Here is a 15,413-nt window from a genome sequence, read left to right on the forward strand (position 1 = left end):
ATCGGCAACCCCGAGGTCAAGCGCGCGCTGGCGCGGCTGATCGCCCATCATCGCCGCAGCTGAGTGGCTTATATAAAACGCCTAAACGCCTTCAGATGTTCATTGAAGCGGAGTAAAGTGTCGGCACTTTCCCATTCCAATCGCCAAGGATAGAGGACCCTGCCATGTCGGAACACGACCCGCTCAAACCCGCTCCCGAAACCACCCAGCCCCAAGACCCGTCGCGCCGCCGCCTGTTCGAAGGACTGGCCGCCATCGGCGCCGCCAGCGTGCTGCCTGCCGCAGTCAGCGCAAGCGCGGAAGCCGCGCCGGCCGCCCACGGCCCGCTCGACGCCAAGCTGCGCCAGCATGTGAAAAACGTGGTGGTGATCTATCTGGAAAACCGCAGCTTCAACAACCTTTACGGCAACTTCCCCGGCGTCAAATATCCGCTGGCGCAAGCCCCGGCCGCCGCTTGTACCCAGCTGGACCGCGACGGCACGCCGCTGAAAACGCTGCCCAAGATCTGGGGCGGCCTGGTGCAGCGCGGCCAGAATGTGGGCGGCAAGTACTATCTGATAGACGAAAACGCCATCCAGAACCTGCCCAATGCCCCGTTCCCGCTGAAGGACGCCGAAGGCCAGCTGCTGCCGGAAGGCGTGATCACCCGCGACCTGTGGCATCTGTTCTACCAAAACCAGATGCAGATCAACGGCGGCAAGAACGACCAGTTCGTCGCCTGGGCCGACTCCGGCGCGCTGGTGATGGGCTACTACAGCGAAACCGCCAAGAACCTGAATCAATGGAAAATCGCCCAGCAATACACGCTGTGCGACAACTTCTTCATGGCGGCCTTCGGCGGTTCCTACCTGAACCACCAGTTCCTGATCTCGGCCCGCACCCCGGAATACTTCCATGCCAAGGACACCGCGGCGGCCAAGAAGATCGCCGTGCTGGATGATGGCCCGCAGGGCTACAAGCTGAAAGTGAAGCAGGCCACCTCGGCGATGGACGGCCCGCCCAAGTTCGTCAACAACGGCGCCATCACGCCGGACGGCTACGCGGTCAACACCATGGCGCCGCCATTCCAGCCCAGCTACATCAAACCGGCCGAAGGCGGCGACAAGCGCTACGCCGACCCGGCCGACGCCAACACCCTGCCGCCGCAAACCTACGACACCATCGGCGACCTGCTGTCGCGCAAGGGCGTCAGCTGGGCCTGGTACGGCGGCGGCTGGCAAGCCGCGCTGGAAGGCAAGGGCGGACCGGATATCCCTAACTTCCAGTATCACCACCAGCCGTTCAACTACTTCAAGAACTTCGCGCCCGGCACCCAGGCCCGCGAGAAGCACCTGCGCGACGGCGGCCTGGGCGACAGCCCGATCAGCAACCGCTTCCTCGCCGACGCCGTGGCCGGCAAGCTGCCGGCGGTGACTTTCTACAAACCGCAGGGCAACCTGAACATGCACGCCGGCTATTCCGACGTGGAAAGCGGCGACCGCCACGTGGCCAATGTGCTGCAGCACCTGATGAGCGGCCCGCAGTGGAAAAACATGGTGGTCATCATCACCCACGACGAAAACGGCGGCTGGTGGGACCACGTGGCCCCGCCCAAGGGCGACCGCTGGGGCCCGGGCAGCCGCATTCCGGCCATCGTGGTGTCGCCATTCGCCAAGAAAGGCCATGTCGACCACACCTTCTACGACACCACCTCCATCATCCGCTTCATCAGCCGCCTGCACGGCCTGCCGGAGCTGGAGGGCGTCAAGCTGCGCAACCAGGCCTTCCGCGAACGCGGCGCGCAGCCGCCGGGCGACCTGACCGGCGCGCTGGCGCTGTGATCGGGCGCGGCCGCGTGCCGCGCCGGCCCGTCCGTCTGCTATAGTGCATCCGCCCCCGCTGCCGGGGGCGTTTTTCCTTTGTACAGGCATATCGTCATGACCCTACGCACCACTTTGTCCAGCGCGCTGCTGCTGGGCCTGCTGTCTTCCCCCGCCCTCGCCTGCGGCGACGAGGCCGCGCAGTACAGCGGCGACTACGATCAGTGCATGAACCAGGCCGCCTCCACCGCGTCCATGCTGAACTGCATCGCCGCCGAGCACGCCCGCCAGGACAAGCTGCTGAACGACAATTACCAGAAGCTGATGGCCCAGCTGTCGGCCAAGCGCAAATCCCGGCTGCTGGCGGCGCAGCGGCTGTGGCTGCAATATCGCGACGCCAACTGCCAGGCCTATGTCGATCCCGACGGCGGCAGCTCCGAAGCGCTGGTCGGCGCCGACTGCGCGCTGCGCGCCACCGCCGAACGCGCGATCGAACTGGCCAAGATGCAGCCGGAAAGCCATTGAGCCTCTCACTGCCGCGGCCAGCTGTGAGATGATATAGGCATCGCCGGCCCCTCCAGGCCGCTGCGTGTCCTGTCGCCGGAGACGCCATGGCCCTGATCCGTTTCTGTCTGCTGTTGCTGCTGTGCCTGCCGGCGCTGGCCGCCGAGCCGCGCGCCAATCCCTCGCCCCAGGACAGCGCCCGCACGCTGGAGCTGGAAAACCAGCCCATCTTCATCTTCCAGGCCCAGCAAGCGGGCCTGACGCCTGAGCAGCGCCTGCAACGCACGCTGCAGCGCATCCGCGGACTGGACGACGACGATCTGAAACAGACCGTGCAGTATCAGCCGCTGGCCGATCCGCGCCTGCGCGGCATGGCGCTGAGCATCAACGGCAAACCGCTCTTGACCATCTTGGATGGCGATCTCGACCCCGGCGACCAACTGACGCTGGAGCAAGCCGCCGGCCGGGTGCAGGCGCGGCTCAATGGCTTGCGCCAGGCGGCCCTGGAGCAGCGGTCTCCGGAGCAAATGGCCAAGTCGGCCCTGCTGACGCTGCTGGCCAGCGCGCTGTTCGTCGCCGCGCTGGCGCTGATCGCCCGCATCCGCGCCGCCTCGCGTCGGAGATTGGCGCGGCAGCCTATCGGCCGCCTGCCTTGGCTGTCCGGCCGTTTCGACGTGGTCCGTTTCCTGCGCGCGGCGGAATGCCAGCTGGTGGACATCACCGCGCTGCTGTCCGCGCTGGTCGCCGGCTATGTCTGGCTCAGCTATACCCTCAGCCGTTTCCCGGCCACCCGCCCGCTGGGACGCAAACTCGGCCAATCGTTCTGGCAATTGTTGTCGACTATCGTCGACGACATCCTGTCCGCCCTGCCCGGCCTCGCCACCGTGGCGGTGATCTTCCTGCTGACCCGGCTGGCCAACCGCGCGCTGACGCTGCTGTTTGGCGCGGTGGAGCGCGGCCAGCTGGAACTGCCCGGCCTGCATGCGGAGACGGTAGGCGCCACCCGCCGGCTGGCGGCGGTGGTGATATGGTTGTTTGCGCTGATCGTCGCCTACCCCTACCTGCCGGGAGCGGGCAGCGACGCCTTCAAGGGCGTCAGCGTGTTCTTCGGCCTGATGGTCACCCTGGGTTCGGCCGGCCTGATGAACCATGCGATGAGCGGGCTGGTGCTGATCTATGCCCGCGCCTTCCGCCCTGGCGACTATGTCCGGATAGGCGAGGTGGAGGGCACGGTCAGCGAGCTGTCCACGCTGTCCACCAAGCTGATCACCGGCCAGGGCTATGAAATCACCATTCCCAACGCCGTGACGGTGGGCGGGCGCGTCAGCAACTACAGCCGGCACGGCGCCACGGCCGGCGCGATGATCGCCACCCGCGTCACCATAGGCTACGACACGCCATGGCGGCAGGTGGAGGCGCTGCTGGAGCTGGCGGCGCGACGCACGCCCGGCATCGATCCGGCCTGCCCGCCGTTGGTGCGCAAGCTGGCGCTGCAAGACTTCTATATCGAATACGAACTGCAAGCCAAAGCGCTGCCTGACACCCAGGCGCCGCAGCTGCGCGACGCGCTGCACGGCCAGATACTCGACGCATTCAACGAATTCGGCGTGCAGATCATGTCGCCGCACTTCGTCGAGCAGCCGGCCGCGCAGGTCGTCGTGCCGGCCAGCCGCTGGCGAGAGCCGCCTGCCGGACAATAACCAATCCCGCCCATCCGGGCGGCTGGCCCGAGGCCCGGCTTTGGTTTAAGCTGCAAACAATTCGTAAATCGACAGCATCCAGGGCCATCCGCCATGAACGTGAAAGAATACATGCAGCAACTGGGCAAGGCCGCGCGCAAGGCGTCGCGGCTGCTGGCCCGCGCCGAAACGCAACAGAAGAACGCCGCCCTCCTGGCCATCGCCGACGCCATCGTCCGCGATCAGGACACGCTGCTGGCGGCAAACCAGCAAGACTTGGACGCCGCGCGCCGGGCCGGCCTGGACGCCGCCATGCTGGACCGCCTGACGCTGAGCGCCAAGGGCGTGCTGGCCATGGCCGACGGCCTGCGCCAGATCGCCGCGCTGCCGGACCCGGTGGGCGAAGTCAGCGAGATGAGCTACCGCCCGTCCGGCATCCAGCTGGGCAAGATGCGCGTGCCGCTGGGCGTGGTCGGCATCATTTACGAGGCCCGCCCCAACGTCACCGCCGACGCCGCCGGCCTGTGCCTGAAATCCGGCAACGCCACCCTCCTGCGCGGCGGCTCCGAGGCCTTTCACAGCAATCAGGCCATCGCCGCCTGCGTGCACGAGGGCCTGCGCGTGGCCGGCCTGCCGCCCGAGGCGGTGCAGGTGCTGGAAACCACCGACCGCGCCGCGGTGGGCGAGCTGATCGCCATGCCGGAATACGTGGACGTGATCGTGCCGCGCGGCGGCAAGGGCCTGATCGCCCGCATCAGCGCCGAGGCGCGGGTGCCGGTGATCAAGCATCTGGACGGCAACTGCCACGTCTACATCGACGACACCGCCAATCCGGACAAGGCGTTCGACATCGCGCTGAACGCCAAGACCCACCGCTACGGCACCTGCAACACCATGGAGACGCTGCTGGTGCATGCGGCCTTCGCCGAATTCATGCTGCCGCGCCTGGCCGACGCCTACTGGGAAAAGGGCGTGGAGCTGCGCGGCTGCGAGCGCACGCGCATCATCCTGGGCGACAAGGTAGTCGCCGCCACAGAAGAAGACTGGGCCACCGAATACCTGGCGCCGATTCTGGCGGTGCGCGTGGTGAAGGACATGGACGACGCCATCGAACACATCAATCAATGGGGCAGCCACCACACCGACGCCATCGTCACCGAAGACTACGGCCGCGCCCGCCGCTTCCTGCGTGAAGTAGACTCCGCCAGCGTGATGGTCAACGCCTCCACCCGCTTCGCCGACGGCTTCGAATACGGCCTGGGCGCGGAAATCGGCATCTCCACCGACAAAATCCACGCCCGCGGCCCGGTGGGCCTGACCGGCCTGACCAGCCAGAAATGGATCGTGCTGGGAGATGGGCAGATCCGGCAGTAAAAATCAAGGAAGAGGCCAGCGCCCTCGGCGCTGCCGCTTCGAATCCGCGAGCGGTGATGGCCAGGCCGGTCAACCCGCGCCCGCGAGGACACGCCCGCCGTTTCGCGCCATAATCGCGCTTTGTTATCCCGCTGGCTCCATAAGATGAAAACCCTGACCCAACAAGACCTGGCCGACCTGTCGGCCAAAGCCGCCTGTGCGCCGCGCCTGCGCGCCCACCACAATCTGCACGAACAGCTGGACGCTGGCATCCAGCGGCTGGCCATCGCCATGGAGCCGGACACTTATGTCCGCCCGCACCGCCATCCGGGCAGCCCGGAGCTGCTGATCGTGCTGAACGGCGCGCTGGACTGGATCGAGTTCGATGCCGCCGGCGAAACCGTCGTCGCCCGCCATCGCTTGGGCGAAGGCGGCGCGCGCGTGTTCGAGATGGCGGCCAACACTTGGCACTCGGTGGTTTCCCTGCAGCCGGGCACCGTGGTGTTTGAAGTCAAACGCGGACCGTATCAGCCGATACCACCAGCCGATCTGGCAGCCTGGGCGCCGGCGGAAGGCGATGCCCGCGTCGCGGACATGCTGGCTTTCCTGCGCGGCTGCCAACCGGGCGCGCGCTTTGCGTAACATCGCTTAACACTTGCCGTCGCCGCGGCCGGAACCAGCGGCGGCGGCATGGACACCAACCGGCATCGTCTACCACCATCCGATGCCACTCCCGATGTCCAAGTTGCGCCTGTTTTCCGTTCTACCTCTTCTGCTGATCAGTGCGTTGCAGCCGCTGCGCGCCGCGCCCGCCACCCCTGATCTCGCCTCCCGGCGCACGCCGGCCCAGGTCGCCGACTGCCTGCAGCAAGGGCTGCGCAAACTGCATATTCCGCCCGACTTCATCGAACGCGTGGACGCCAGCGACGGCAGCCACAGCCTGCGCATGCGCAATCCGCAGAGCGACGCCTCCGGCACGGCGGTGGAAATCCTGCCCAACGGCGACGGCAGCAAGCTTAACGTGGAGTTGAACGGCTTGCCGCTGAGCCCGGCATGGAAACGTCTATTGCGGCAATGCGGCGCCACGCCGCTGTGAATAACTTTCCAATCCTGCGAGCCGCTGTGGGCAATCTGGATAAGCCGGGAAAACCCTGTGCACAAAGTAGCCAAACGCTGTGCACAAAGCGATTCATCCACAAGAGGCTGTGCATAATGTGGATAAATCGAGAACAAGCTGTGGGCAACGCTGACTGATTTCAGACCTAAAGCCGATGCCGGAACGGTTACACTATTCCTCATCGCCTCAGCCATGGATCTGCCCGATGCCTAATGCCCTGCACCGCAAATACGAACAACACTACGCCGACGGCAAGGCGCGCCGTCAGCAATGCTCCCGTACCCGCCAGGCGGAATGCACTCTGGCGCCCAACCGCGACGTGGTGGCGCTGGTGGAATCGACTTCCATCGGCCGCGTGCCGGCGCTGGCGCCCTTGCGCTACGCCCGCATGCATGCCTCGCCGTTCGCGTTTTTCCGCGGCATGGCGATGATCCAGGCCGCCGATCTCGCGGCCAGCCCGAATAGCGGCATCAGCCTGCAGATCTGCGGCGACGCGCATTTGATGAATTTCGGCTTCTTCGCCTCGCCGGAACGGCAGCTGGTGTTCGACATCAACGATTTCGACGAGACCCACCCCGGCCCGTGGGAATGGGATGTCAAACGGCTGGCGGTCAGCCTGGTGCTGGCCTCGCGCAGCCGCGGCTTCAGCGCCGCCACCGAGCGCGAAACCGTGCTGCGGCTGTGCGGCACCTATCGCCGCCGCCTGCTCGCCTTCTCCCAGATGAGCCAGCTGGACCTGTGGTACTGCCGCGTCGGCTTCGAGCAATTGCTGGCGCAAGCGCCCGATGAAGGCATGCGTCAGCAACTGATGAAAGTGGCCGACAAGGCGCGCAGCCAGACCCAGGAACGCCTGCTGCCCAAGATGACCGAGAACGAGGACGGCGTCTTGCGGCTGCGCGACAACCCGCCGGTGATCTTCCATCTGGACGACCACGACAGCCCGCTGGCCGCCTGCGACGACTGGCTAGGCGATAACAGCCTGGCCAAGGTGCAGGGCATGCTGAACCACTACATCGCCACCCTGAAGGAAGACCGCCGCGAACTGCTGCAACGCTTCCGCCTGGTGGACGTGGCGTTCAAGGTCGTCGGCGTCGGCAGCGTCGGCACCCGTTGCCTGGTGCTGCTGCTGCAGGACGACTACGACCAGCCGCTGTTCCTGCAATTGAAGGAAGCGCGCGCCTCGGTGCTGGAGCCGTTCACCCAGCAATGCGTGCACGGCAACCAGGGTAAGCGCGTGGTGTTCGGCCAGCGCCTGATGCAGGCCACCAGCGACTTGTTCCTGGGCTGGACCCACAGCGCGGACGACCGCCACTTCTACATGCGCCAGCTGCGCGACATGAAGGGCGCGCCGGCGCTGGAAACCTTCGCCAACGGCGACGAACTGGCCAGCTACGGCCAAGCCTGCGCCTGGACGCTGGCGCGCGCGCATGCCAAGTCCGGCGGCTGCGCCGCCGAAATCGCCGGCTATCTGGGCGAATCCGACAAGTTCGATCAGGCCCTGGCCGACTACGCCGTGGCCTATGCCGATCAGGTGGAAAAGGACTACGCCTTGTTCGACGCCGCCATCAAGAGCGGCCGCTTGCCCTGCGCGGCGGAAACGCGCTAGGCATCAGATCTTGGCTGCAAGGCCGTCTGCGCCCGCATCGCGGACGGCTTGCGATGGCGCTTTGCCGCCGCCTATTTTTCGGCGGCGGCATGGCTAGCCATCAGGGAAAGTTCCAATGTTGATATTTGCACTCTGAGCTAGACTGTAACAACGAAAAAGCATAATTCAGTCGCGTGCCGCGCCGCCGCCCGGCGGAAGCGGACGCACGGCCCATCCTGCGGTCGGTTCCCTTGCTCAAGAGTGTCGAACATGCAGCTAAATACTCGCCTGATCATCATCATCGTCGCCAGCCTGGTTGCGCTGCTGGGTCTTTCCACCGTCGCCCTGCTGTCTACCCGCGCCACCCTGCATCAGGAAAAGCGCGATCAGATCGTGCATCTCTTGAAAATGGCCGAAAACACCCTGAGCCATTTCCAACAGCTGGAAACCCAGGGCATGCCGCGCGCCGAGGCGCAAAAGCAGGCCATCGCCGCGCTCTCGGCGATGAAAGTCGATGACATCTATTTCTTTGGCCGCAACCAAGAACACACCGTGCTGTTCCACCCCAGCAAGGCGCGCGTCGGCAAGGTGGACATGGGCAGCCAGCTGCCGGATGGCCGCACCACGGTGCAAGCCTATGAAGACGCGATGCAGCAGGATCATTATGGCGTGCTGGTGATCCAGACCAAACGCGGCAGCGGCAGCGAGGAGTTCCCCAAGCTGAACGGCGTGTTCCGCTTCGACCCCTGGGGCTGGACCGTCGGCACCGGCATTTTCATCGACGACATCGACCAGCTGTTCTGGAGCGAAGCGCGCCGCTTGCTGCTGGTGGCGGTGCTGTGCGTGGTGGTGCTTGGCGTACTGGTGGGCTGGATGTCGCGCTCGATACTGCAGTCGCTGGGCGGCGAGCCGCGTTATGCCGCCGAGGTGGTGAAGGCCATCTCCGACGGCGACCTCAGCGTGGACATTCAGGTCAAGGGCGATGGCGACAGCCTGCTCGGCGCCATGCGCGACATGCGCGGCAAGCTGCGCGGCATGATAGAGGAAATCGGCCGCGCCAGCGCCAGCATCAACCAGTCGTGTCACCAACTGACGCGAGACATGGACAAGGTGCATGAGGTATCCGGCATCGCCAGTTCCTCCACCACCTCGGCCGCCGCCGCCATCGAGCAGCTATCGGTCAGCATAGACCACGTCAGCGCCAGCACCCGCGACACAGAAACCGGCGCCCGCGACACCGCCGAGCTGGCGCGCCAGGGCCAGACCCTGGCCGGCGACGCCGCCGAAGGCATCCGCCGCATCGCCGACCAGGTGCATGGCGCCAGCGACATGGTGGCGCAGCTGGCCGAACGCAGCCGCAGCATCAGCAGCATCGCCGAGACCATACGCGACATCGCCAACCAGACCAATCTGCTGGCGCTGAACGCGGCCATCGAAGCGGCGCGCGCCGGCGAGATGGGCCGCGGCTTCGCCGTGGTGGCGGATGAAGTGCGCAAGCTGGCCGAACGCACCGCCAGCGCCACCGACGAGATCAGCAGCATCGTGCAGGCGGTCATCGACGAGACAGGCAACGTCTCCGGCCGGATGGACGAGATCCGCCCGGCGGTGCAGTCCGGCGTAGAGCAGGTCAAGCAGGCGGCCGACACGCTGCAAGCCATCAGCCAGCAGGCCAGCAGCGCGCTGGAAAATGTCCACAATGTGGTGGTGGCGATGGGCGAGCAGAGCCAGGCCGGCACCAATATCGCCGGCAATGTCGAACAGGTGGCCGGCGTGGTGGAGGAAACGCAGAACTCGGTCAGCCACGCGGTGGAGGCGGTGCGCGCCATCGATCAGCAGGCCGCCAACCTGCAGCAAACCGTCGGCCGTTTCCGCCTGTAGGCAGCAAGACACTTGCCGCCGCCGTTGCGGCTGGCATAATGGTTGCGGGCAAACGCTCCATGACAGCAAGAAGAAAAACTGAGGACAGACAGGAACCCCAGCACGCTTCAGTGGAGAAAAGTATGTCTGATGCCCGCATGCCGGCAGGCCTCATCGAATGGCTGCAACAGAGCAAGGCGAGGGACGTCGAACTCGCCTTCGCCGACGTACACGGTTTCCCCCGTGGCAAGACGCTGCCCGCTCCCGCCTTCATCAAAGGGCAGCAGCTCCGCATCGCCCGCGCGGTGCCGCTGCAAAGCTGTGTCGGCGAATTCCCCGACTACAGCTTCTATGGCGAACACGATCCGGACGTCACCCTGCTGCCGGATTACGATACCCTGCGTCTGGTCCCCTGGGCCAAGACGCCGCGCGCGCTGGTGATCTGCGATTGCGTCGACCACGACGGCAGCCTGTCGCCGCTGGCGCCGCGCTCCGTGCTGAAACAGCTGCTGGCGCGCTACGCCGCCCGCGGCTGGACGCCTATCGTCGCCCCGGAGCTGGAATTTTACTTGTTCGCCGCCCATGGCGATCCGGCCCAGCCGTTCCAGCCGCCGGCGCTGCCCTGCGGCCGCCGCGAAACCGGCTTCGACGCCTTCGGCTTCTCCGCCCTGGGAGAACTGGAAGCGTTCTTCGACGACCTCTACCGCGCCTGCGAGGTATTGGGCATCGCCACCGATACCTGCGTCCACGAGATGGGCCCCAGCCAGTTCGAGATCAATCTGAAGCACGGCGACGCGCTGCAGCTGGCCGACCACACCTTCCTGTTCAAAACCGCGCTGAAGGAAACCGCCCATCGCCACGGCCTGAGCGCGGTATGCATGGCCAAGCCCCTGTCCGGCCAGCCCGGCAGCTCCATGCACCTGCACCAGAGCGTGGTGGACCGCCGCGGCGCCAACGTATTCAGTCAGGCCGACGGCTCGGCCAGCCCGGCCTTCTTCGGCTTCATCGCCGGCCTGCAGCGCTTCCTGCCGCAACTGATGCCGCTGTTCTGCCCCAATCCCAACTCCTACCGCCGCTTCGTCAAAGGCATGGCCGCGCCGGTCAATCTGAGCTGGGGCCTGGACAACCGCTCGGTCGGTCTGAGGGTGCCGGTATCGGGGCCGGAGGCGCGCCGGGTGGAAAACCGCCTGCCCGGTTGCGACGCCAACCCCTATCTGGCGCTGGCCGCCAGCCTGGGCGCCGGCCTGGCCGGCATCGAACAGGGCCTGACGCCGGACGAAGCGGCGCATGGCAATGTGTTCAAGCAGCAAGCCGCCAGCCTGCCGTCCACGCTGGACGCCGCCTGCGCCGCCATGGCGGCCGGCGATGCGGCCGAAGCCCTGTTCGGCGCCGATTTTTGCCGCGCCTATCTGGCGGTGAAGGAAGTGGAGCTGAACGACTACCACCGTCAGATCACCAGCTGGGAGCGGCAGTACCTCGGCCTGCTGGCCTGATTCCCGCTTGTCCTGGATCAAAGCCGGCGCGCGCGCCGGCTGACGCGCCCTCGCCATCAGGTTATGCTGAAGGCATCCCACCAAGCAGGTGTTTGTCAAGGAGCCGCCGATGTACAGCCACATCATCGCCGCGATAGACGGCAGCAATAATTCCGACAAGGCCTTGAACGAGGCCATCCGCCTGGCGAAATTCGCCGATTCCCGCCTGACCCTGATTCATATCGCCAGCCTGCGCGACCTGGCCGTGGACAGCCTGGGCGTCTACGCCGGCGACCCAGGCTACGACCTAGTGCTGAAACAGGGCGAGGAGGCGCTGGCGCGCGCGCAGCAGATCGCCCGCAACGCCGGCCTGACGAATGTGGTCAGCCATATGGAAAAGAGCTGGGAAGGCGGCCATGACCTGGCCGACCTGTTGCTGGGCTATGCCCGCTCGCAGCAAGCCAGCCTGATCGTGCTGGGCACGCACGGCCGCAGCGGCCTGGCCCATCTCTTCCTCGGCAGCTTCGCCGAGGACGTGCTGCGCCGCAGCCACTTGCCGCTCTTGGTGGTGCGCAGCCAGGACGACGACGACATCAGCGTCGATTAAGCCCGCCCGCGACCGACATGAAACCGCCCGCCTTGCGCGGGCCGTTTCTGGTTTCAGCGACGGACGGCGTGGACGAAGAACTCGTGATTGCCGTCGCCGCCCTTGATCGGGCTGTCGAACCAGGCCAGCACCTGCATGTTCTGCTCCGCCAGCACCCGGTTGATCTTGTCCTGCACCAGCGGGTACAGGCTCTCGTCGCGGACGATGCCGCCCTTGGACAAGCCCTCGCGTCCCACCTCGAACTGCGGCTTGACCAGGCTCAGCAAGCGGCCGCTCGGCTTCAGCAGCGGCAAGGCCGAGGGCAGCACCAGGCTCAGCGAGATGAAGGACACGTCGCACACCATCAGGTCGAAGCCGTCGCCGTCGTTGGCCGCCAACAACGCCGCGTGATCCAGCGCGCGGGCGTTGACGCCCTCGAAATAGCGCACCCTGGCGTCCTCGCGCAGCCTGGCGTGCAGTTGCTCGTGCCCCACGTCCACGCCCACCACCCGGCGCGCGCCGGACTGCAGCAGACAATCGGTGAAGCCGCCAGTGGACTGGCCCACATCCAGCGCGCTCCAGCCGGTCACGACGAGGCCGGCCGCCGCCAAGGCACCCTGCATCTTCAGGCCGCCGCGCGAGACAAACCGGTCGGCTTCATCGGCCACGATGTCGAATGCCTCATTCGCCGGGAATTTCTGACTGGGCTTGCCGACCACCTGTCCCCGGCAGCTGACGCGGCCGGCGGCGATCAGGTTCTGCGCCGCCGTGCGCGATGCGGCAAGTCCTTGTTCCACCAGCAAAACATCCACTCGAATCATGTCCACTCCCGGCCTGGCCCATCTCATAAACGCGACAGGTTGGCGAAGCCGGCGCGGGCTGTCAAGCCGCTCTGCGCCGCACCGCCCAGCAGGCGAAATCGCAGCCGCCAGGTTTACAATAAAATGCTAATGGTGCTAGTCTAAAAATCAACAAACTGATTTTATTCATGAATTCCGCACGATAGCCATCCAGCCGCAATCCCGTTTGCCGCCACAAACAGCAAGCTTATGAATCCGTGCTGACGCTATCCATCCCGCGCCCGCTAAGCGGGCGTCCATGGCGCTCCCCGTGAGCCGCCCGTCTTTCCATTTCCAGCGGCGCGCGCCTCGCGCGAGGCCATGCCGCGCCGCCACGCATAGGAGTATTGATGGTCTTACGCCTGTCGCTATTGCTAACCGTATTATTCGCGCTGTGGGGCGTCGTCGCCCCGGAGCACATGACCCATACCGCCTCGCAGTGGTTGAGCTTCACCATTTCCCGTTTCGGCTGGTTCTACCTGATGTCGGTGTTCGGCTTCCTGGTGTTCGCGCTGTATCTGGCCTTCGGCCGCTTCGGCCACATCCGCCTGGGCAAGGAGGACGACGAGCCGGAGTTCTCCCGCATGAGCTGGTTCTCCATGCTGTTTTCCGCCGGCATGGGCATCGGCCTGGTGTTCTGGGGCGTGGCCGAGCCGCTGTCCCACTTCGCCACGCCGGCAAGCGCGTCCACCGCGCCGGAATCGGCCGAGGCCGCCCGTCTGGCGATGCGCCATGTGTTCTTCCACTGGGGCCTGCATCCGTGGGCGGTATACAGCCTGACCGCGCTGGCCCTGGCCTACTTCAAATTCAACCGCGGCCAGAGGGGGCTGATCAGCGCGGCCTTCCGTCCGCTGCTGGGCAAACGGGTCGATGGCCCCATCGGCACCGCCATCGATGTGCTGGCGGTGCTGGCCACCGTGTTCGGCGTGGCCACCACGCTGGGCTTCGGCGCGCTGCAGATCGAAAGCGGCATGCAGATGCTGTTCGGCATCGCGCCTTCGGACTGGCTGACCGTGGGCATCGTGGTCATCGCCACCGCGCTGTTCCTGCTGTCGTCGCTGACCGGCCTGTCGCGCGGCATCAAGTGGTTGTCGAACCTGAACATCGTGCTGGCCATCCTGCTGTTCCTGGCCGTGGTGCTGCTCGGCCCCACCGGCTTCATCTTCGATACCTTCACCACCACGCTGGGCGATTATCTGGGCAATCTGACCAGCAGCAGCCTGCGCATGTCGCCGTTCAGCCAGGGCACCTGGATGGCCAACTGGACGCTGTTCTACTGGGCATGGTGGGTCACTTGGGCGCCGTTCGTCGGCATGTTCATCGCCCGCGTCTCGCGCGGCCGCACCATACGCGAATTCATGGTCGGCGTGCTGCTGGTGCCGGCGCTGGCCAGCTTTGTCTGGTTCTCCGCCTTCGGCGGCACCGCGCTGGACATGCAATTGTTCGGCGGCGTCGATCTGGTCGGCGCGGTCAAGCATGACGTCTCCACCGCCTTGTACGTGATGTTCGAGCATCTGCCCGGCGGCCATATTCTGTCCTTGCTGGCCATGCTGCTGGTGATCATCTTCTTCATCACCTCGGCCGATTCGGCCACCTTCGTGCTGGGCATGTTCACCAGCGGCGGCAGCCTGAATCCCAGCCACCGACTCAAGCTGATCTGGGGCGTGCTGCTGGCCGCCATCGCGTTGGTGCTGCTGCAAAGCGGCGGCCTGAAAGCGCTGCAGGCGGTGCTGATCGTCAGCGCGCTGCCCTTCATGCTGATCATGATAGGCATGGCGGTGTCGCTGTACCGCGCGCTGGATGAGGAGGAGCGCGACGGCCGCCGCCGCGAGATCCGCCGCCTGCGCCAACTGGAAGCGCTGGAAAAGCGGCAGCAGAATTGAGCGCATGGCGGGACGAACGGCCGATTTGCTGCCATCATCACGGTATCGTCTTGCCATGGAGAAGATATGGACACGCACCAACTAGACCCGGCGGAAGTGCGCGTGCTGGGCGCGCTGGCGGAAAAGCAGGCGCTGACGCCGGACGCCTACCCGATGACGCTGAACGGCCTGTCCAGCGCCTGCAACCAGCTGACCAGCCGCGAACCGGTGATGCAGCTGTCCGAGGCCGACATCAGCGCGGCGCTGGATGCGCTGATCGCCAAGAGGCTGGTGGCCGAGCGCATGCCGGCCGGCAGCCGGGTGGCCAAGTACGAACACAGGCTCAACTACGAGTGGAATATCGAAGGCGCCAAGCTGGCGGCGCTGGCCATGCTGATGCTGCGCGGCGCGCAGACCACCGCAGAAATCCGCACCCGCTCTGGCCGCCTGTACACTTTCTCCGGCGTGGAGGAAGTGGAAACCGCGCTGAACGCGCTGGCTGACAAGTATCCGCCGCTGGTGATGAAGCTGGAGCGTCAGCCCGGCGAGCGCGAGGCGCGCTGGTGCCATCTGCTGTCCGGCGAGCCGCAAGCCGCGCCGGCGCCGTCGTGCGAGGTGATAGACGTGGGCCTGACTGGCCGCGTGGCCGCGCTGGAGGCCGAAGTGGCGGCGCTGAAGGCCATGGTACTGTCGCTGGAGCAGCGGCTGAACAGCTGAGCCTAGCCTCTGCGACAATCCCGCCCCCAAGCCCGGTTCAACC

Annotated in this window: 13 protein-coding genes; 12 read left to right on the plus strand and 1 reads right to left on the minus strand. The window is 65.9% G+C overall.

The features are described from left to right. Nucleotides 1-164: 164 nt before the first annotated feature. From JHD59_RS16615 to JHD59_RS16660, 10 genes are all read left to right on the plus strand, one after another. The gene (locus tag JHD59_RS16615; RefSeq protein WP_199155036.1) at nt 165-1,820 is read left to right on the plus strand and encodes an acid phosphatase; all 1,656 of its coding nucleotides are present in this window, start codon (nt 165-167) and stop codon (nt 1,818-1,820) included. Nucleotides 1,821-1,916: 96 nt separating this feature from the next. Continuing rightward, entirely contained in the window at nt 1,917-2,324 is a 408-nt protein-coding gene (locus JHD59_RS16620; RefSeq protein ID WP_103321721.1) for a lysozyme inhibitor LprI family protein, read from the plus strand. 86 nt (nt 2,325-2,410) lie between these two features. Continuing rightward, nucleotides 2,411-4,003 carry a mechanosensitive ion channel family protein gene (locus JHD59_RS16625; protein WP_199155037.1) on the plus strand — a complete coding sequence of 531 codons (1,593 nt, stop codon included), beginning with the start codon at nt 2,411-2,413 and terminating at the stop codon, nt 4,001-4,003. 93 nt (nt 4,004-4,096) lie between these two features. Then, nucleotides 4,097-5,356, plus strand: coding sequence for a glutamate-5-semialdehyde dehydrogenase (locus JHD59_RS16630; RefSeq protein ID WP_199155038.1), 1,260 nt, complete (start codon nt 4,097-4,099; stop codon nt 5,354-5,356). A gap of 144 nt (nt 5,357-5,500) precedes the next feature. Then, entirely contained in the window at nt 5,501-5,977 is a 477-nt protein-coding gene (locus JHD59_RS16635) for a WbuC family cupin fold metalloprotein (RefSeq protein WP_199155039.1), read from the plus strand. Nucleotides 5,978-6,071: 94 nt separating this feature from the next. Next, entirely contained in the window at nt 6,072-6,431 is a 360-nt protein-coding gene (locus JHD59_RS16640) for a hypothetical protein (protein ID WP_199155040.1), read from the plus strand. A 226-nt stretch (nt 6,432-6,657) separates the two neighbouring features. Further along, on the plus strand, nt 6,658-8,058 hold the full coding sequence (locus JHD59_RS16645) for a DUF2252 domain-containing protein (RefSeq protein ID WP_199155041.1): 1,401 nt from the start codon (nt 6,658-6,660) through the stop codon (nt 8,056-8,058). Between the two features lie 249 nt (nt 8,059-8,307). Continuing rightward, nucleotides 8,308-9,915, plus strand: coding sequence for a methyl-accepting chemotaxis protein (locus JHD59_RS16650; RefSeq protein ID WP_199155042.1), 1,608 nt, complete (start codon nt 8,308-8,310; stop codon nt 9,913-9,915). Between the two features lie 122 nt (nt 9,916-10,037). Next, the gene (locus tag JHD59_RS16655) at nt 10,038-11,387 is read left to right on the plus strand and encodes a glutamine synthetase family protein (protein ID WP_103321727.1); all 1,350 of its coding nucleotides are present in this window, start codon (nt 10,038-10,040) and stop codon (nt 11,385-11,387) included. Nucleotides 11,388-11,496: 109 nt separating this feature from the next. After that, nucleotides 11,497-11,973 carry a universal stress protein gene (locus JHD59_RS16660; protein WP_071108667.1) on the plus strand — a complete coding sequence of 159 codons (477 nt, stop codon included), beginning with the start codon at nt 11,497-11,499 and terminating at the stop codon, nt 11,971-11,973. Between the two features lie 53 nt (nt 11,974-12,026). On the opposite strand, the gene JHD59_RS16665 is transcribed toward JHD59_RS16660, so the two are convergent. After that, complete coding sequence (locus JHD59_RS16665) at nt 12,027-12,773, minus strand: TlyA family RNA methyltransferase (protein ID WP_199155043.1); 747 nt, start codon at nt 12,771-12,773, stop codon at nt 12,027-12,029. Nucleotides 12,774-13,141: 368 nt separating this feature from the next. Between JHD59_RS16665 and JHD59_RS16670 the strand changes: the two genes are divergently transcribed. Together JHD59_RS16670 and JHD59_RS16675 are read left to right on the plus strand one after the other, a co-directional pair. Continuing rightward, nucleotides 13,142-14,674: a BCCT family transporter gene (locus tag JHD59_RS16670; protein ID WP_103321729.1), complete on the plus strand. Its 1,533-nt coding sequence runs from the start codon at nt 13,142-13,144 to the stop codon at nt 14,672-14,674. Between the two features lie 66 nt (nt 14,675-14,740). Next, the gene (locus tag JHD59_RS16675; RefSeq protein ID WP_199155044.1) at nt 14,741-15,370 is read left to right on the plus strand and encodes a YceH family protein; all 630 of its coding nucleotides are present in this window, start codon (nt 14,741-14,743) and stop codon (nt 15,368-15,370) included. Nucleotides 15,371-15,413: the final 43 nt, after the last annotated feature.

The sequence above is a fragment of the Chromobacterium sp. ASV23 genome (assembly GCF_016428945.1).
GTDB lineage: Bacteria > Pseudomonadota > Gammaproteobacteria > Burkholderiales > Chromobacteriaceae > Chromobacterium > Chromobacterium sinusclupearum.